This is a genomic window from Streptomyces sp. HSW2009 (assembly GCF_040240285.1).
Classification (GTDB): domain Bacteria; phylum Actinomycetota; class Actinomycetes; order Streptomycetales; family Streptomycetaceae; genus Streptomyces.
Genome location: NZ_JBEHZD010000112.1, coordinates 1 through 17301, shown reverse-complemented (window position 1 = coordinate 17301; position 17301 = coordinate 1). Strand labels below are relative to the sequence as shown.

At 72.4% G+C, this 17301-nt stretch carries 17 protein-coding genes; 5 read left to right on the top strand and 12 right to left on the bottom strand.

Going from position 1 to position 17301, the window contains the following annotated elements; genetic code table 11:
• The 3 genes from AAHZ94_RS11635 to AAHZ94_RS11625 form a co-directional block, all read right to left on the bottom strand.
• A partial coding sequence (locus AAHZ94_RS11635) for a substrate-binding domain-containing protein (protein WP_349992746.1) occupies nt 1–1151 on the bottom strand: 1151 nt, incomplete at its 3' end.
• Nucleotides 1148–2365, bottom strand: coding sequence for a toxic anion resistance protein (locus tag AAHZ94_RS11630; protein ID WP_349992745.1), 1218 nt, complete (start codon nt 2363–2365; stop codon nt 1148–1150). The genes AAHZ94_RS11630 and AAHZ94_RS11635, both read right to left, overlap by 4 nt.
• Nucleotides 2366–2378: 13 nt before the next feature.
• Nucleotides 2379–3476, bottom strand: coding sequence for a hypothetical protein (locus AAHZ94_RS11625; RefSeq protein ID WP_349992743.1), 1098 nt, complete (start codon nt 3474–3476; stop codon nt 2379–2381).
• 495 nt (nt 3477–3971) lie between these two features.
• Between AAHZ94_RS11625 and AAHZ94_RS11620 the strand changes: the two genes are divergently transcribed.
• Nucleotides 3972–4640, top strand: a complete 669-nt coding sequence (locus tag AAHZ94_RS11620; protein ID WP_349992742.1) for a hypothetical protein — start codon at nt 3972–3974, stop codon at nt 4638–4640.
• 300 nt (nt 4641–4940) lie between these two features.
• Here the strand turns inward: AAHZ94_RS11620 and AAHZ94_RS11615 are convergent, their stop codons facing one another.
• A complete protein-coding gene (locus AAHZ94_RS11615; RefSeq protein WP_349992740.1) occupies nt 4941–5414 on the bottom strand; it encodes a MerR family transcriptional regulator in 474 nt (157 codons plus the stop codon).
• A gap of 55 nt (nt 5415–5469) precedes the next feature.
• On the opposite strand from AAHZ94_RS11615, the gene AAHZ94_RS11610 reads away from it, so the two are divergent.
• Nucleotides 5470–6441: an SDR family NAD(P)-dependent oxidoreductase gene (locus tag AAHZ94_RS11610; protein WP_349992739.1), complete on the top strand. Its 972-nt coding sequence runs from the start codon at nt 5470–5472 to the stop codon at nt 6439–6441.
• A gap of 39 nt (nt 6442–6480) precedes the next feature.
• On the opposite strand, the gene AAHZ94_RS11605 is transcribed toward AAHZ94_RS11610, so the two are convergent.
• From AAHZ94_RS11605 to AAHZ94_RS11590, 4 genes are all read right to left on the bottom strand, one after another.
• Nucleotides 6481–7539, bottom strand: a complete 1059-nt coding sequence (locus tag AAHZ94_RS11605) for an XRE family transcriptional regulator (RefSeq protein WP_349992737.1) — start codon at nt 7537–7539, stop codon at nt 6481–6483.
• A 116-nt stretch (nt 7540–7655) separates the two neighbouring features.
• On the bottom strand, nt 7656–7934 hold the full coding sequence (locus AAHZ94_RS11600; protein ID WP_349992735.1) for a DUF7848 domain-containing protein: 279 nt from the start codon (nt 7932–7934) through the stop codon (nt 7656–7658).
• A complete protein-coding gene (locus tag AAHZ94_RS11595; protein ID WP_349992733.1) occupies nt 7931–8518 on the bottom strand; it encodes a hypothetical protein in 588 nt (195 codons plus the stop codon). Before AAHZ94_RS11595 ends, AAHZ94_RS11600 begins: the two co-directional genes overlap by 4 nt.
• Nucleotides 8519–8825: 307 nt before the next feature.
• Nucleotides 8826–10010, bottom strand: coding sequence for a helix-turn-helix domain-containing protein (locus tag AAHZ94_RS11590; RefSeq protein ID WP_349992732.1), 1185 nt, complete (start codon nt 10008–10010; stop codon nt 8826–8828).
• Between the two features lie 236 nt (nt 10011–10246).
• Between AAHZ94_RS11590 and AAHZ94_RS11585 the strand changes: the two genes are divergently transcribed.
• The gene (locus AAHZ94_RS11585; RefSeq protein WP_349992730.1) at nt 10247–10972 is read left to right on the top strand and encodes an HAD family hydrolase; all 726 of its coding nucleotides are present in this window, start codon (nt 10247–10249) and stop codon (nt 10970–10972) included.
• Nucleotides 10973–11246: 274 nt separating this feature from the next.
• Here AAHZ94_RS11585 and AAHZ94_RS11580 read toward each other — a convergent pair whose 3' ends face one another.
• Entirely contained in the window at nt 11247–11900 is a 654-nt protein-coding gene (locus tag AAHZ94_RS11580; protein WP_349992728.1) for an HAD family hydrolase, read from the bottom strand.
• Between the two features lie 18 nt (nt 11901–11918).
• Here AAHZ94_RS11580 and AAHZ94_RS11575 point away from each other — a divergent pair, with 18 nt between their 5' ends.
• On the top strand, nt 11919–12449 hold the full coding sequence (locus AAHZ94_RS11575) for an NUDIX domain-containing protein (protein ID WP_349992727.1): 531 nt from the start codon (nt 11919–11921) through the stop codon (nt 12447–12449).
• Nucleotides 12450–12545: 96 nt separating this feature from the next.
• Here the strand turns inward: AAHZ94_RS11575 and AAHZ94_RS11570 are convergent, their stop codons facing one another.
• Complete coding sequence (locus AAHZ94_RS11570) at nt 12546–13388, bottom strand: SDR family oxidoreductase (RefSeq protein WP_349992726.1); 843 nt, start codon at nt 13386–13388, stop codon at nt 12546–12548.
• Nucleotides 13389–13481: 93 nt separating this feature from the next.
• Here AAHZ94_RS11570 and AAHZ94_RS11565 point away from each other — a divergent pair, with 93 nt between their 5' ends.
• Nucleotides 13482–13934: a winged helix-turn-helix transcriptional regulator gene (locus tag AAHZ94_RS11565; protein WP_349992724.1), complete on the top strand. Its 453-nt coding sequence runs from the start codon at nt 13482–13484 to the stop codon at nt 13932–13934.
• 190 nt (nt 13935–14124) lie between these two features.
• Here the strand turns inward: AAHZ94_RS11565 and AAHZ94_RS11560 are convergent, their stop codons facing one another.
• A complete protein-coding gene (locus tag AAHZ94_RS11560; protein WP_349992722.1) occupies nt 14125–15336 on the bottom strand; it encodes a pyridoxal phosphate-dependent aminotransferase in 1212 nt (403 codons plus the stop codon).
• Nucleotides 15337–15423: 87 nt separating this feature from the next.
• Nucleotides 15424–17052 carry an N-acyl-D-amino-acid deacylase family protein gene (locus AAHZ94_RS11555; RefSeq protein ID WP_349992747.1) on the bottom strand — a complete coding sequence of 543 codons (1629 nt, stop codon included), beginning with the start codon at nt 17050–17052 and terminating at the stop codon, nt 15424–15426.
• Between the last annotated feature and the right edge of the window lie 249 nt (nt 17053–17301).

Sequence of the window (17301 nt, the reverse complement as noted above, 5' to 3'; positions counted from 1 at the left end):
GGGGGGGGGTGGCGGGCGGCGCCCCCGGGGCGCGGCCGGGGCGGGGCGGGCCGCGCGGGCGGGGCGGGGGGCGCGCGCTGGGGGGGGGAGCGCGGGGTGTCGGCGGCGCGGGCCGAGGGGGCGGCCGACGACAGCAGGCTCAGCGGGTAGTTGGCGGTGATGACGCCGTCGGTGGGCCGGATGATGGTCAGATCGCTGATGCCGGCCACCGCGTCGCCCTGCTGCGCGCCGTCGGCGCCCGGCGTGCCCGTGCCGTTCGTGAGCTTGCCGCGCTTGAGCGAGAGCAGTACGGACTCGTAGTTGATCAGCGCGTCGACCTGCGGTTCCTGGGAGGCGCGGCGGGCGAAGGCCTGCGCGAGCCAGCCGGAGGAGCCGGAGGTCAGCCGCTGCCCGGCGAAGAACTCGCGCAGCTTGGGCGACGCCTTCTTGACGTCGTCCTCGGTGAGCGCGGACTGCGCGCCGGAGAGCGCGGAGGTCAGGGCGATCAGTGCGGAGTAGCCGGAGTTGGAGCGGACCGGGTCGGTCATGCCGTAGTTGAGCTTGCCGTCGGTGACGGCCTGGTGGACCTGCGCCCAGGTGACCTTCTCCGGGTTCCAGCCCAGCCGCTGCACGGCGGCCGACCGCACGCCGAGCGCCACCGGCGAGGAGACGATCGGGGTCTGGGTGCGCAGCTTCTTGCTCTCGCCGGTGAGCAGCCGCAGGTAGTCGTTGGAGGCCAGCCACACCGCGTCGTACTTGCCGTCGGCCTTGCCCGACGCCACCTGCTGCGCGCCGTCCAGGGTGCCGGTCCAGGTCGGCTCGACCTTGACGCCGGTGGCCCGCTCGGCCTCCTCCAGTACGGGCCACACGTCGGCCAGTTCGCTGCTGGCCAGCACCCGCAGGGTGCCGGGGGAGCGGCCCTGGCCCCGCTGGTCCTTGTCGTCGTCCCCGCCGCCCCCGTCGGAGCCGGAGCAGCCGGCGGCCAGGGCGAGGGCGAGAACGGCCGCGGTGACGGTGGACAGCAGCCGCACCGGGCGCCGCCGGCGGCTGCGCGGGCCGACCTGGCCGTTCTCGGTGGCCAGCGTGCGGGCCGTCGCGTCGGTCACTGGAGTGCGGGCGGTGGCGTCGGTCGCCGGGGTGCGGCGGGCGGCCGGGCGTCGGATCGGTCTCATCGCTGCTCTCCGCCCGCGTCGGGCTTGCTGCGTGCGCGCTCGATGTACGCACTGGCCTGGTGGAGTTCGTTGGTCAGTGACTCGACGGTGGCGGCCATCGACTCCGTCGCACGGGCCTTGTACGTGTCGATGGTGTCCAGCGTCCGGTAGATCTGCTGGAAGGCGGTGCGCAGCGTCTCCGCGCCCACCGCCGGGTCGGCCGCGATGCGCTGGATCTCGCCGCTCTGGGTGGCCAGCATCTCCGCGTTGCCGCGGATCAGCTCCTCGGTCGTCCCGCGCAACGCGTTGACCTGCTCGACGACCTTGCGCTGGTTCTCCAGCGCGGCGGCGAGCATGACGGCGATCCGCAGCGCAGAGACGGTGGTGGTCGCGGCCCGCTCGACGCCCTTGATCAGCTCGTCGTTGTTGCGCCGTACGACGTCCATGGCCAGATAGCCCTGGGCGCACACGGCGAGTTGGGTGAGCAGGTCCTGGTGCTTCTGCCGGATGGGGAAGAGCACGTCGGCGCGGAGCGCGTCGGCCGCGGCCGGGTCGACGGCCTCCAGCGCGGCGACCCGCTGGTCGACGGCCGTGTCCAGGGCCTCGGTGAGGACCGCGTACTCCTGGAGCTTGCCCATCGTCTCCCAGAGCCTGACCCGCTCGGTGTGCAGCGAGGCGTTGTCGCGGCGCAGTTCGTCCTGGCCGGACCGGAGACTGCCGACGATCTTGTTGAGGGTGCCCTGGGCGGACGCGTACTTCGCGACGTGGTCGCGGAGCTTGTTGCCGCCGGGCAGCTTGGCGAGCAGCCGGCGGGCGCCGCGCCCCGGGGTGTCGCGCGGGTCCAGGTCCTCCACGGTGCGGCGCAGTTCGACCAGGCTGCTGGAGACCCGGCCCTGGGCGTCGCCGGCCTGACCGCCGGGCCCGCCCTTGCCGTCGGCCAGGGCGCGTACGGTGCGGTCCAGCATCCGGTTGGACTGCTGGGCGGCGCTGCGGATCTCGCCCGCGCCCAGTTCGGTGATCTCGCCGATGCGGCTGGCGAACTCCGGCGATCGGGCGTCGAGTTCGGCTATCGATTCGACGTACTCGGTGGCCCTGGCCGTCATCTCGGCGGCGACCTCGTCGCCGAGCGGCACCAGGCCGACGGCCGACTCCTTGGGCACGGCCGCTACCGGCTCGGGCGGGGTGAGCACCAGCGGGGACTCGACCCGCGGGTCGGGCGGTGACAGTGGCTGCATGGTGGGGCGTCCCTCACTTCTGGGCGCGGGAGCGCTGGGCGATGTCCCGCATCACGTCGGCCCGCGGCGGCTGGGCCTGCTGGACCGTTCCGGTCAGCTTCTGGCGCAGGTGGGCGCTGTACTTGGCGGTGGCCGAGTCGAACTCGGAGGTGCCGTCGGTCGGCCGGAACCCGTGCTGCACGGCCAACTTGCGCAGCGTGGGGTCGCTCCTGAGGAGTTCGCCGAGCTTGCGGCCGTTGTCGGTGAACGGCACCAGCGAGTGGTCGCTGAAGACGGTGGTGTCCGGGTAGAGCACCACGATGTCGTCGGCGGACTCGCCGCGCAGCAGGGGGGCGGCGATCTGCGACTCGTAGGCGAGCACCAGCGGGGTGCCGACGCCGGTGGTGAAGTCCCGGAACAGGTCGTCGCTGTTGACCTTCTGGTAGCCCTGCACGGCGACGAGCTTGCGGGTGAGCGGCGTGACGGCCTCGACGCCCTGCCGGTCGGTCACCGGCCGGTTGCCGTTGCCGACGTACGCGGCGGTGGCGAGGTAGAGCGCACCGGAGTTGGAGGCCAGCGGGTCGGTGCTGGAGATGCTGAGCGCGCCCTTGAGCTCGGCGAACTCGCCGGCGCCCGACAGGTCCTGCCAGGCGGTGTCCTTCTTCACGGCGTCCAGGAACACCGACATCCGCAGGGTGCCGGAGCCCTCGCGGCCGGGCTGGCCGCTCAGCTTGACGTACCGGTTGCGGGCCAGCGTCTCGGCGGCCGGCCGCCGGGCGCGCACCCCCCGCGGCGAGTAGAAGGGCCGCGTGGTGGGCCCGGCCGTCTTGTGGCCGCTGCGCAGCGATTCGGCGGGGGCGAAGCTGCCGGGGAAGGCGAAGTCCTCGCCGCCCAGGTCGAGCCCCTTCATGTCCCAGGACCCCGAGGACTCCGTCTCGACCTCGAAGCCCTGGTCGGCGAGGGCCTCGCGGACCCGCTCGTCCTGGAAGAACTCGGCCTTCTCGGACCCGATGACACCCCGTACCTTCGTCGTACTGGTCCCCCCGGAGCCGTCGTCCCGACCCAGGACGACCGCCGTGATGACGCCGCCGATCAGAACGGCTGCCAACACGATGCCGAGGATGCGTTTCACGCGCCTCACTCCCCCCGAGGCACCGCCGCACGAGCGGTGCGTAATCCAGGGGTGCAGCATCGCTCCGGAAACCCACATTCCGGGCTGCGTCCGGTGAATGGGGGGTGAATGAGGTATCGCAGTACGTCAACTGTTCCGTGTGCGTGCCGGGTTGATCGGGGAGGGGGGTTGGCGGCCGTGCTAGGTGCCGTTCCGGCGGGATGGGGCGGGGATGGGACCGGTGGGACGGGGGTACGGGGCCGGGCCGGCGGGATGGGGTGGTACGGGGCCTGGCCGGCGTGGGGCGGGGGGGGGGGGGGGGGGGGGGGGGGCCCGGGGGGGGGGGGTTGGGGGGGGCCGGGGCCGGGGCGGGGGGGGGGGGGGGGCGGGCCGGAGCGGCCCTCCCTTCCACTCTCTGTGAACCACCCCGCGAAGACAAGACTGCAATTTTCGCTGCCGCACCAGGAGACTCGTGCCGGGCGGAGCCCCGTACCGCTCGCCAACGGGAGGACACGCATGCCAGACCTCTGGGACCCACACGGCAGCCTGCGGCGCGCGCTGTGGATCGGCGGTGCGCAGTGGTCCGGCAAGACCACCGTTTCCGAACTCGTCGCCCAAAAGTACGGATTGACGGCTTACCACTACGACTACCACGACGCCCGCGGCCATCAGGACCGCCGGATCGCGCGTCGGGTCGCCCTGGGCGAGCCCGTGGCGGACCCCACCCCCGACCAGGTCTGGTCGGACCGGGCCCCGGCGGAGATGGCCGCCGAGACGCTGGCTGGTTTCCCGGTCCGCTTCGAGTGGGCGCTGGACGACCTGCGCGCCCTGTTCACCGGCCGGCCGGCGATCGCCGAGGGGTGGGGGCTGCGCCCCGAGTTGGTCGCGCCGCTGCTCGACTCCCTCCGGCGGATGGTCGTCCTCGTCCCCACCGAGGAGTTCCGCCAGCACCAGGTCCGCACCCTCCCGCGGGCGGGAACCCTCAACGCCCCCGTCAGCGACCCGGCCCGCGCCCAGGCCAACCGCCTCGCCCGGGACCGGCTGATCGCCGATGACGCAGTACGGAACGCCCGCCGCCTGGGCATCCGCGTCATCGAGGTCGACGGGACGCGCGACGCGGCGGCCGTGGCCGCGGAGGTCGCCGAGCACTTCGCGCCGCACCTCGGCGCGGCGATGGCCGCGTGATCGCTGGTCGCGAGGTGCCCGCACGTCGGTGGGGCGGCTGGGCGGCGGCGCGTACGGCCCCGGCGCGGGCGGCCGGTCACCGCCGGGCGGACCGGTGCGCGGTGCCGGCGGTAGGCGGGGTGGTGTGAGGTGGGCCGGCGCGGTGTCGGCGATAGGTGGGCCGGTGTCCGGCAGGTCGGCGATAGGTGGGCCGGTGTCCGGCAGGCCCGGCGTCAGGTCGCGGTGAGGCCAGGTCACGGTGGTGCCAGGTGGTGGTGGGACCAGGTGGTGGCGTCGCGGTGGGACCAGGTGATGGTGGGGTCAGGTCGCGGTGGGGTCCCAGAGGCCGCCGGCCGCGCCGCGGGCGAGGTGTTCCGCGTACACGCCGACCTTCCAGGTGATCACCGAACGGCACTCCTCAAGCGCCCTGATCTGCGCGTCGACGCGCAGCCGGTGGGCGTCGAGCAGCCGCAGCCGCTCCGCCTCGTTGCCCGGGCCCTGCCGCACCAGCGCGGCGAAGCGCTTGAGGTCGGCGAGCGGCATGCCCGATTCGCGCAGCTTGACGCAGATCAGCAGCCACTCCACGTCGACGGCGGCGTACTGGCGCCGCCCGCCCGAACTCCGGCGCACCGGCCCGACCAGCAGCCCTTCCCGCTCGTAGAACCGCAACGCGTGCACGCTGAGCCCGGTCCGCGCGGCGACCTCCCCGATGCCGAGCGGCTGCTCGGACGCGGTGGAGCCGCTGCTCCCGCCGCTGTTACCGCCACCGCCTCCGGCACTGCTCCCGCTGGTCATGCGGGGCAGCCTACGACTTGATCTAGACCTCGCTCTAGATCGTAACTTCGGCGCCATGAGCACTTCTGAGCAGCAGCCCATCGGATCGCCCCACTCCGCGGCCAGCACGGCGAGCGAGGTGCTGGCCGGGTTCGACCTGTCCGGCAGGACCGCCCTGGTGACCGGGGGCTACTCCGGGCTCGGCCTGGAGACCACGCGCGCGCTCGCCGCCGCCGGGGCGCGCGTCATCGTGCCGGCCCGCCGCCCCGAGACCGCCCGCGCCGCGCTGCGCGACGTACCGCGCTGTGAGGTCGTCCCGCTGGACCTGACCGACCTCGCGAGCGTGCGCGCCGCCGCCGCGCACCTGGCCGACCGGCTCGACCGGCTCGACCTGCTGCTGGCGGTGGCGGGTGTGATGGCCACGCCGGAGCGGCGCGTCGGCCCCGGCTGGGAGAGCCAGTTCGCGGCCAACCACCTCGGCCACTTCGCGCTGGTCAGCGAGGTCTACCCGCTGCTGGCCGCGGCCGGCGGCGCGCGCGTGGTGGTCAACAGCTCCGCCGGCCACACCCTGACCGACATCCGCTGGCACGACCCGCACTTCCGCACCGGTTACGACAAGTGGCTCGCGTACGGCCAGGCGAAGACGGCGAACGCGCTGTTCGCCGTGCACCTGGACGCGCTCGGCCGGGGCGACGGAGTCCGGGCGTTCGCCCTCCACCCCGGCAAGATCATCACGGGTCTCCAGCGGGAGCTGAGCCAACAGGAACAGATCGACCGCGGCTGGATCGACGCCCGGGGCAAGGTGATCGGCCCCGACTTCAAGACCCCCTCGCAAGGCGCCGCCACCGGCCTGTGGGCGGCGACCTCCCCCCTCCTCACCGGCCGCGGCGGCCTCTACCTGGAGGACTGCGAGGTGGCCCGCGTCTCCACCCCGGACGAGCCGATGGACGCCGGCGGCGTCCGCGCATACGCGGTGTCCCCCGAATCGGCGGCCCGGCTGTGGGAGTTGTCGGCGGGGGCGACGGGGGCGCGGCCGATCGGCTTGTGACGGGGTACGGGGGTGGTGGCGGGGTGGCGACGGGGCTGGTCAGGTGGGGGCGCCGACGCGGTGGGCGAAGGCGCGGACGTCGGGTAGGGCGCGGTCGTGCCGCAGGAGGCCGGTCGCGATGGTGAGGACGGAGTCCCGGCGCACTTCCTGCGGCGCCGCTCGTTCCGCGGCCAGCAGGGCCCGGTAGCAGCGGTCGGGCTTGCCCCACTGGTCGAAGGCGCGGGCGACGTCGACCCAGTAGCGGGCGCGGCGTTCGGCGGTGGGCAGGGCCCCGGTATCGATGCGCCGGGCCTGCTCGATGGCCTGGCCCGCATCACCGAGCAGGTAACTGACCGAAACCTGGTGCAGGAGAACCTGGTTGGGGCCGAAGGCCGTACCGCGCAGGAGCGCGTCGTGCCCGAGCCGGCCGGCGGTCGCCCGGGCCTCGGCGATGAGGGCGTGGGCGGTGTGCCGGTCACCCTGTTTCGCGGCGGTGTAGGCGGCCGTCGCGTAGAGGTTGCCCTGTACGGAGAGCCGTTCGGTGACGTCGGCGGTGCGGTCGCCGACCAGGTGTTCGGCGGCGGCCACGGCGACGTCGGTGGCGCGGGCGTAGTGGCCCTGCCGCCGCCAGGCGGAGGAGACCATCCGGTGGGCCTCCGCGATGGCGAGGACGTCCCCGCCGTCGAGCGCCGCGGTGAGGGCCCGGTCCGCGGTGACGGCGGCCATGCCGTCCTCGCCGAGCTTGATGCACAGCCGGGTCGCGGTGTTGTAGAGCTCGGCGACCGCGGGCGCCGCCTGCTCCGGCCGGCCGTTCGTACGCAGCGCCTCGGCGAGCGCGATCCGCTGGGGGAGGGCGCGGGCGAGACGGTCGTAGCGGCAGCCGCTGAAGTCGAGCCGGGAGGCGCGCACCGCCGCGCTGACCGAGTCCAGCGTGGCGTCGGCCTCGATCGCGGCCGGGGGCTGCCGATGCAGCAGCAGGTCCTCCAGCCCGGACAGGCTCGGCCGCGCCGGAGCGTGCGCGGCGGCCGGCCCCCCAAGCGCCACGCCGGCGCTGGTTCCGGCCAGACCGGCCAGGAGTTGACGGCGTCGCACCGGGCCCTCTCCCTCGTCTCTGCTCACGGATTGCGGTGCCACCCTAGTGCCGCCGGACCCTTCCGGCGTGGTGCGTGGGGGTGGCTCCGCGAGTCTTAGTAGGTGCCGGGCGCCGACGCGGTGGGCGAGGTCATCGTCCCTGTTCAGGGTGCTTCTGGGCCGATGTCTTCGGAGGGGGTGACGCGCCAGTGGACGGTGGCGGTGGAGACGAAGCGTAAGTGGCGTCCGTCGGGGTGGTCGGTGGCGGCGTGGTCGTTGCACCACTGCATTGCCTGTTCGTACTGCTCGCTGATGGTCCCCTCGGGGTCGGGCGCGGGTGAGCGGTCGACGCAGGTGCCGCAGGTGGCGCGGACGGTGTAGGGGTCGGCGTCCGGGTCGGGGGCGAGGTGCATGGTGACGTAGCGGTGGAGGCTGCGGGTCATGGTTGGCCCTCGATGGTCATGCCGCGGGCGCAGTCGCGGTGGGCGATGAGGCGTCGTGGGCGGTGGTCGGTGGGGTTGAGTCGGCCGATGGCGGTGACGGCGTGGGTGTGGGGCACGGTCTGTCGGCAGACTCGGCATTGGCGGGCCAGGGCGTCGGGTCCGTGGACGCTGGTGACGGCTGCTGCGAGGGCGCGGGCCAGGAGTTCGGTGTCGGCTACGACGTATCGGCCGGCCCAGCCGTTCGGTCGTCGCCAGTGGATGCCGGGGCCGCCGCGTCGGGCGGCTGGTGGTACGCCGATGTAGGCGATGTAGGTGGGTTCGGGCGCGAGGGGGAAGGCGGCGACGTGGGGGGATAGTCGTTGCCACTGTTCCCAGGGTGCGTCGGTCGCTTGGCCTGGTGGGATGAGCCAGACGGCGGTGTGGGCGCGCCGGTCGATGATGGTGGCGCAGCTCTCCGCGCCGTGCAGGTACGGGAAGGCGCGGGTGGCGATGGGGAGCGAGGTGCGGATGGCGTCCCACTGACGGCCGGCTGGCAGGAGCACGGGGTGGTGGCACGGGGGTGGGGTCCAGTCGAGGGCGATCATCGGGCCCACCCGGGGTGTGGGGAAGCGATGGCGTCAGCGAGGTGGCTCGCGGGGGCGAGGGGCCGGTACGGCGTGAGGGGCCGGTACGGGGTGAGGGCGCGCCAGCCGAACTCCCCGACACGCAAACGGTTCGTGCCACGGTCGGGCGGGACCCAGGCGTAGGGGGTGTTTCGTCCGGCTTCGGTCGGCATGGCGCAGCCTCCGGTGTCATCAGGGGTGATTGCCTGATGACTGACCGTAAAGGCGTGATGGGGCCCGCACCATGGCACTTTGCGCGGGCTCCACCTCGAAGTAACCTGCGTGTGTCCTACAACGGCAATCGGACGGTGTCCGCCAACTGCCGCATCTCTGTGGTCAACGTCCGACGGCGAGCCACGACGTCCTGCACAACGTCCTGGGCGTACCGCTGCTGCGCCAGCCACTCAGGGACCCGGGCCTGAATGCCTGTCAGGACCTTGACCGCCTGCGCATAGTCGCGCAGGCGAGTGTGTGCCGCTGCCACGTCAAGCCGGTGACGGTTGAACCCGTCCAGCATCCGACTCGCCGCCGGTGTGCGTGCTTCTGTGTCCGCAGCGATGTCCAACACCTTGTCCGGCTGGTCCAGCACCATGTGCCGTTCGCTCCTCTTGTACGCCACGGTCAGTGGCCCCCACGGGTCCATGCGCGCACCGAGCGGTAGTTCGCAACCGGTCATCACTGCGGCTCCCCGAGCGAGTCGGAGCGCGTCTTTTGCCTCGTCTGTGCGGGCATCTCGCACGGCCGCCGCAGCGACGGACAGGAGCAACTGGCCCCACGCGGCGAGATCATCGGCGCTCGCGCGGCTCATGCGCGGCTCCACGTCATCCGCCCATCGAGTTGCCAGCGTGCGCGCCTCGTGTAAGTGACCCTGCCGGATGTGCAACCAGCACATGGTTCCCACGATGGACGCTGCGCGGTGCTGGTCCTGCGCAGCGGCTAGGGCCTGCTCCAGCGCGGTGGTTGCGGTCTCGTACTGGTGGGTCTGTGTGAGAAGAGAGCCGGCTAGTTGGAGTGCGTAGGCACGTATGTCGCGCGCTCCGGGTTGGTCGCCCAATGCCTCGGCATCGCGCATTACGTGGGGCAGGAGAATCGCCGCATCGCTCAGGTGGGCGGCGGCGCGGAGGTCGCGTACCTGGCCGGCCGCAGCCTGCACGCTCTCCAGGGTGGGTGACTCGTCCGGGGCGCTCGTCGGCGGCGGCAGTTCCACGGCCTGCCGGACGGGCAGCCATTCGGCCGGGGCCGGCTCAGGGTTAGTGGGAGCGTCGCCACGCTTGAGGATGTCGGTGGTGGTGACGCGCAGAGCCATCGCTAGCTTCTGCACCGTTGCCAGGCGGGCGGTGGGTGACTGGTGTTGTTCCAGCTTGCGGATGGTACTCAGCGACACACCGGAGGCATCGGCCAGGGCCTGCTGCGACAGGCCCCTTCGTTTGCGGATGTCGGTGAGACGGTCACCCAGGTTGGCAGGTTCAGGCATACTGAACTCCGTTCTGACGTAGACACTCAGAACGGTACTCCCGGCCGGCCGGGGGATCAGCTAACGGCCTCCGCCAACACCCGGCGGGGGCCGTTGTGTTGCTGGTAGGCGTCCTGTCGCGGCAGCTTTGGTGGTGCCTGATCCTGCCCCCGATAGGTAGATCGGGTGCGACCATGTCAGCCTCCGTGCCGCGATTCTGGGCCCAGATTAGGGCCCACCGAGAGGTGGTGACAGCAATGCCAGATGGGCTGCTGGTTCTGTGGGACATCGACCACACCCTCGTGGACACCCGGGGCGTGGGGCGGGAGTTGTGGGCGGAAGCGTTCGATCAGGTGACAGGTGTGACGATGCGTGAGCAGGTGCGCGTCGATGGGCTGACGGAGCCGGTGATCTTCCGTGAGACGGCCCGGATGCATGAACTGCCCGACTCGGTGGAGCTGTTCGCGGAGTTCGCGCGGGCCTTGGGCGCCGCGCACGTACGGCACGCTGCTGACCTGCGCGAGCGCGGGTGCGCGCTTCCTGGGGTGCCGTCGCTGTTGGCGGCTGTGGCGCGGCGCGGAATCCGGCAGACGGTGGTGACGGGCAACGTCCGCGAAGCCGCCGTGATCAAGCTCGCCGCCTTCGGCCTGGACGCGTACGTGGATCTCGACGCCGCAGCGTTCGGAGAGGACGCCGAGGAGCGCCCGGAGCTGGTCCGCATCGCTTTGAAGCGGGCGGGTGTGCGCCCTGCCCAGGCCGTTTTGCTGGGTGACACCCCGGCTGACGTACGCGGCGGAGTGGCGAACGGGGTGCGGTCCATCGGTGTCGCGACGGGGAGGACGGGGGCGGACCAGCTACGCGAGGCGGGCGCGGCGGCCGTGCTGGGCGACCTGTCGGACACGGAGGCGGCCCTTCGCGTGATCACGTGCGGGGCCGGGCGGAACCCAGACGTAGGGGGTGTTTCGCCCCCCACTTCGAAGTAACCTGCGTGTGTCCTACAACGGCAATCGGACGGCGTCCGCCAACTGCCGCATCTCTGCGGTCGACGCCCGCCGGCGAGCCACGACATCCTGCCCAACGTCCTGGGCGTACCGCTGCTGCGCCAGCCACTCAGGGACGCGGGCCTGAATGCCTGTCAGGACCTTGACCGCCTGTGCATAGTCGCGCAGGCGAGTGTGTGCCGCTGCCACGTCAAGCCGGTGACGGTTGAACCCGTCCAGCATCCGATGGACGACCGAGGCACGACCGTCAGCGCGCTCAGTCGGTGAAGCCTTCGATCAGGGCAGCGAGCTCGCGCAGGCTCTCCACCCGGAACGTGGGGAGCTTGCGCGCGTCCTCGGTCTCCCATTGGATCGTGGCCCAGGGGCCGCGCCGGATCAGTGCGGTGCGCATGCCTGCCTGCCGGGCCGGGGCGATGTCGTTGTCCACGCGGTCGCCGACATACAGCGTCTCGGCCGCGTCGAACGGTACGGCTGCGGCGACGCGCCGGAAGAACTCGGGGTCGGGCTTGCTCGCGTCCCAGTCGTCGGAGGTGCCGATCAAGTCCACGTCCGGGGTGAAGAGTTCACGCAGGATCGCACCCGCGCGGACGGTCTGGTTCCCGGCGATGCCCAGCCACAGGCCGGCACGGCGGAGCTCGCCGAGCGCTGGTCGGACGTCCGCGTACAGGTCCTCCTCGCCGAAGCGCTCGGGCTGCCCGGCCCGAGCACGCCGCTCCCGCTCGGCGTACAGGTCGAACCCCGGCCGTACCTCCTGGAACGTCTCCCGGTAGTCGCGGCCCTGGGCGATGACAGCGCCGAACAGCGCGTGAAAGGTGTGCCGGGGAACGCCGAGCCAGTCGGCCCACGTGCCGTACTCCCGTGTCTCATCCACCAGGCACTCGCCGACGTCGAAGACCACTGCGCGAATCATGGCGGCAGACTAACCCGCATGCAGTGGAAGAACCTGGGCGAGCGCACCGTCTACGAGAACCCCTGGGTCACGGTGAACATGGCCGATGTCGAACTGCCCGACGGCCGGCACCTGGACCACACCGTCATCCGGCTGCGGCCGGTGGCCGTCGCCGCCGTCGTCAATGCGGCGGATGAGGTCCTGTTGTTGTGGCGGCACCGGTTCATCACCGGTGCGTGGGGCTGGGAGTTGCCCTCCGGTGGCATCGGGGCCGGTGAGGAACCGGCCGGGGCCGCCGCCCGGGAGTGCGAGGAGGAGACCGGGTGGCGCCCGGGGGCCATGCGGCATCTGCTCACGGTGGACCCTCAGCCGGGCATCTCCACCTCCCGGCACCTCGTCTACTGGGCGCAGGGCGCCGAGCGCGTGGGTGACCCGGACGACGACTTCGAGTCCTCGCGGCGCGAGTGGGTGCCGCTCGCGTCGGTGCCCGACCTCGTGGGCCGGGGCGAGGTCAGGTCCGCGAGTGCCGTGGCGGCGCTACTCATGCTGCACCGGTTGCGGCTGGGCTAGCGGGGCGCCGACGCCCGCGGGGCACGGTGACCGGGGGCGGCCGGCGCGCGTACGCGGCGACCGCCAGCCCCCCCACCCCCCGGGGGCGCCCCCAACTCAGCGAAAAGCCCCCACATTCCGCGCGGCCCACGCCGCGAACGGGCGCGGAGCGCGGCCCGTGAGTTCGTGGACGTGGGGGCTGATGCGGAGTTCCGCGGGGGTGGGGGCGCCGATGATGTCCAGCGTGTCGTCGGCTAGTTCGGGCGGCATGGCCCGGGTCATGCCGGCCTTGGCCTCCTCGCGGGTGAGTTCGTGGAAGTGGACCGGCTGGCCGAGGGCTTCGGCGATGGCCTGCGTCTGCTGGCGCGGGGTGATGACCTCGGGGCCCGTCAACTCGTATGCCTTGCCGGTGTGTTGGGCCTCCAGGAGGCAGGTCGCTGCTGCCGCTGCGATGTCCGCCGGGTCGATGATCGGTACGCCTACGTCGCCGAAGGGTGCGGCGACGACCCGTTCGGTGCGGACCGAATCGGCCCACCACAGGGCGTTGGACGCGAAGCCGCCCGGGCGCAGTACGGCCCATTCGGCACCGGATTCCCGCACCGTGTCCTCCAGGGCGCGCATCGCCACCCGAGTGGGGCCGAACGGGCGGGTCACCACGCCCAGCGTGGAGAGCAGGACGAGCCGGCGCACGCCGCTGCTCACTGCCTCGCGGACGACGTCGGCGGGGGCGCTGGCACCCGCCGCGTGCAGGTCGCCGGAGAGGAGTAGGAAGAGCGCCTTCGCGCCGGACAGTGCGGGCCTGAGGGAGGCCGGGTCGGCCAGGTCGGCCGTGACGTGGCGGACCCCCTCCGGTACCGGCGCCGCGTGCCGCGACACCGCCGTCACCTGCTGGCCCGCCTCGGCGAGCGCCTGCGTCAGCGGCCGGCCGATGTTCCCGGTGGCCCCGGTCACCACGATCATGAGTAACTCCTTCGTCGGATGGGCTCGTTGATCCGCACGCTAGGAGTGGGGGCTAACTCTTGGTAAGGACGTACCAAAAGGTAAGCTCATGACATGGCGGGAGGCGTGCAGCGCAGAGGGGTCGGGACCGCGGAGCGGTATGACGTGTTTCACACGGACTGCCCCGCGCGGGACATGGTCGACCACGTGACCAGCAGATGGGGCATCTGGGTCCTGATCGCCCTACGGAACGGCGATCTCCGTTTCTACGAGCTCCGCGAGAGCATCCAGGGCGTCAGCGAGAAGATGCTCGCCCAGAACCTGCGCGCGCTGGTCGACGACGGCCTGCTCCGGCGAGAGGTCGAGCCGACGACGCCGCCCCAGGTCACGTACGGGCTCACCGACTTCGGCCGTGAGGTCAGCGAGCCGCTGACGGAACTGTTCGATCGGATCACGGCGCGGCTTTCGGCCTCGGACTCGGCCTCCGACTCCGACCCGGGCCCCGGCCCCGTCTCGGCCTCTGTTCCTGATTCCGTCCCCGCCGCCGGTGCGGAGTGGCGCGGGTAGGTGGGACGCGCTCGCCGGTGGGGCGTGGCCTTCGGTCCGGCACGCGGTCCGGCATGTTCGGCCCCACCCTCGCGCGGAGCGCAACCCGGCTACGGAGCACCGCCCCCCGCGGAACGCAGGGAGCCTCGCCACCCCCGGCGCGGAGCGCAACCGCACCCCGCGCGGAGCGCCCCCCAAGGCGAGCCACCCCCTACGGCTGCGCGTACCCCGACAAGAAGTCGCCGATTCGGGTCACCGCGTCCGCCAGGTCCTTCGCACAGGGGAGGGTCACCAGGCGGAAGTGGTCGGGCTCCGGCCAGTTGAAGCCGGTGCCGTGGACGATCATGATCTTCTCGGCCCTGAGCAGGTCGAGCACCATCTGGCGGTCGTCCTTGATCTTGTAGACCTTGGGGTCGAGCCGCGGGAACGCATACAGCGCGCCCTTGGGCTTGACGCAGGTCACGCCCGGGATCTGGGTGAGCATCTCGTACGCCACGTCGCGCTGTTCGAGGAGTCGGCCGCCCGGCTTGACCAGGTCGTTGACGGTCTGTCGGCCGCCGAGGGCGGCGGCCACCGCGTGCTGGGCCGGCATGTTGGCGCACAGCCGCATGTTGGCCAGGATGGTCAGGCCCTCGATGTAGCTGGCGGCGTGGGCCTTGGGGCCGCAGACCGTCATCCAGCCGCTGCGGTAGCCGGCCACCCGGTAGTTCTTGGAGAGCCCGTTGAACGTCAGGGTGAGCAGGTCGGGGGCGATGGCGGCGGTCGGAGTGTGCCGTACGCCATCGAAGATGATCTTGTCGTAGATCTCGTCCGAGCAGACCAGCAGCCCGTGCCGGCGGGCGATGTCGGTCAGGCCGCGCAACATCTCGTCGTCGTAGACCGCGCCGGTCGGATTGTTCGGGTTGATCACCACCAGCGCCTTGGTCCGGTCGGTGATCTTGCGCTCGATGTCGGCGAGGTCGGGCATCCAGTCCGACTGCTCGTCGCAGCGGTAGTGCACGGCGGTGCCGCCGGACAGCGAGACGGCGGCCGTCCACAGCGGGTAGTCCGGCGCCGGCACCAGCACCTCGTCGCCGTCGTCGAGCAGCGCCTGCATCGCCATCTGGATCAGCTCGGAGACGCCGTTGCCCAGGTAGACGTCCTCGACGTCCAGGTCGATGCCCTGCGTCTCGTAGTGCTGCACGATCGCGCGCCGGGCCGCCGGCAGGCCCTTGGCGTCGCCGTACCCGTGCGAGCTGCCGAGCGAGCGGAGCATGTCCTCCAGGATCTCCGGCGGGCACTCGAAGCCGAAGAGCGCCGGATTGCCGGTGTTGAGCTTGAGGATGCGGTGTCCTGCCGCCTCAAGCCGCATGGCCTCCTCAAGGACCGGGCCACGGATTTCGTAGCAGACGTTGGCGAGTTTGGTTGACTGGATCACCTGCATGCGGGCCACCATACGGGCGCATTTCGGGACCCGCTCGGTGTTTCTCGCCACGTCCGGGCGGCCCGGCCAGGGGGATCGCGGGCCCCGTCAGCCGACGGGGGTGCGGCGCACCGAACGGCCCGCGAGGACGTCGGTCCGGCGGCCGTCTTGGATGACGAAGCGGCCATCGATCAACACATGCGGAATACCGGTCGGAAGGGTGCGCGGGGCTTCGAATGTCGATCCGGCGGCGACCGTGTCCGGATCGAAGAGGACCAGATCAGCTCGGTATCCGGTCCGTACCAAGCCCCGATCGGGCAGCCGCAGCCGGGCCGCGGGGCGCGAGGTGAGATGCGCCACGCACTCCTCCAACGGGAGCACCCCGAGGTCGCGCGCGTACCGGCCGAGGTACTGCGGGAAGGTGCCGTACGCGCGCGGGTGCGGCTTCTCGCCCTGGAGGATGCCGTCGCTGCCACCGGTGTGCACCGGGTGCCGCATGATCGCCCGGACGTTCTCCTCGTGGCCGACGTGCTGGAGGATCGTGGTGCCGAGGTGGTCGTCGAGCAGCAGCCGGTGGGCGGTGGTGAACGGCTCCTCGCCGCGCTCGGCGGCGATGGCCGCCACCGTCTTGCCGACGGAGTCGGTCAGCTCCGGCCGGGTGACGCCGGAGATCTCGATGGTGTCCCAGTCGACGGGCACGCCGTGACAGCCGTCGGCGCCCTCGACCTCCATCACGTGCCGGATGCGGGCCGTCTGCTCCGCGTCCCGCAGCCTGGCGGTGATCGCCGCCGGCCCGCCCTCGCTCGCCCAACTGGGCAGCAGCGCGACCAGCGTGGTGCAGCCGGGGGTGTACGGATAGGTGTCCAGGCTGATGTCGGCGCCGCCGGCCAGCGCCCCGTCGAGCAGGGCGAGGAGTTCGGGGGCGCGGCCCTCGTTGACGCCGAAGTTCATGGTGGCGTGCGCCAGGTGCAGCGCACAGCCCGCCTCCCGGGTGAGGTCCACCATCTCCGCGTACGCCTCCAGGGCGCCGGCGCCGTACGAGCGGTGGTGCGGGCAGTAGTAGCCGCCGTGCGCGGCGACCACCCGACACAGCTCGGTCAGCTCGGCGTCCGACGCGTACATGCCCGGTGTGTAGGTGAGCCCCGAGGAGAGGCCGACGGCGCCTTCGGCGAGGCCGGTGGCGACCAGTTCGCGCATCCGGTCCAGCTCGGCCCCGGTGGCCGGGCGGTCCTCCCAGCCGAGGGCGAGCATCCGCACGGTGCCCTGCGGGATGAGGTACGCGGCGTTGACGGCGATGCCCTGGCCGTCGAAGCCGGCGTCGAGCCGGTCCAGGTAGTCGCCGACGCTGCGCCAGGTGAAGTCGACGTCGTCGGTGCCGGGCCCGCCGCCGTTCCAGCCGGCGATCTGCGCCCGCACCTCGGTGAGCGTGCGCTCGTCCACCGGCGCGTACGAGATGCCGTCCTGGCCGAGTACTTCAAGGGTGACGCCCTGGGCGACCTTGGCTTCGTGGCCCGGGTCGCGCAGCAGCGCCAGGTCGCTGTGGGCGTGCATGTCGATGAAGCCGGGGGCCAGCGCGAGGCCGTCCGCCTCCAGGGTGCGGCGTGCGCTGGGGCGCGGCCCGCCGTCCGTCGCGCGGTGGAGGGCGGCGATGCGGCCCCCGTCGACGGCGACGTCGGCCCGGTAGGAGGCATCCCCGGTGCCGTCGATGACGCGAACGTCGCGGATGACCAGGTCCATGGGTGCTCCTCGTGGGCCGGTGGTGGGTGTGGTGGGTGGTGTTTGGTGGGGGGCTCTGCGATTGGTGGTGGGGGTGTTGGGGCTGGTGCCTGCCGCCCGGCCGGGTCGGGCCGGATCGGGCTGGTGCTGGCGGGCCCGGGCCCGGGCGGGGGGGGGGGGGGGGGGCGGGGGGGGGGGGGGGGGGGGGGGGGGGGGGGTTGCTCCGGCCGGTTGGGCCGGGTTGCCGTTGAGCCCGTGTCGGTGCTCGCC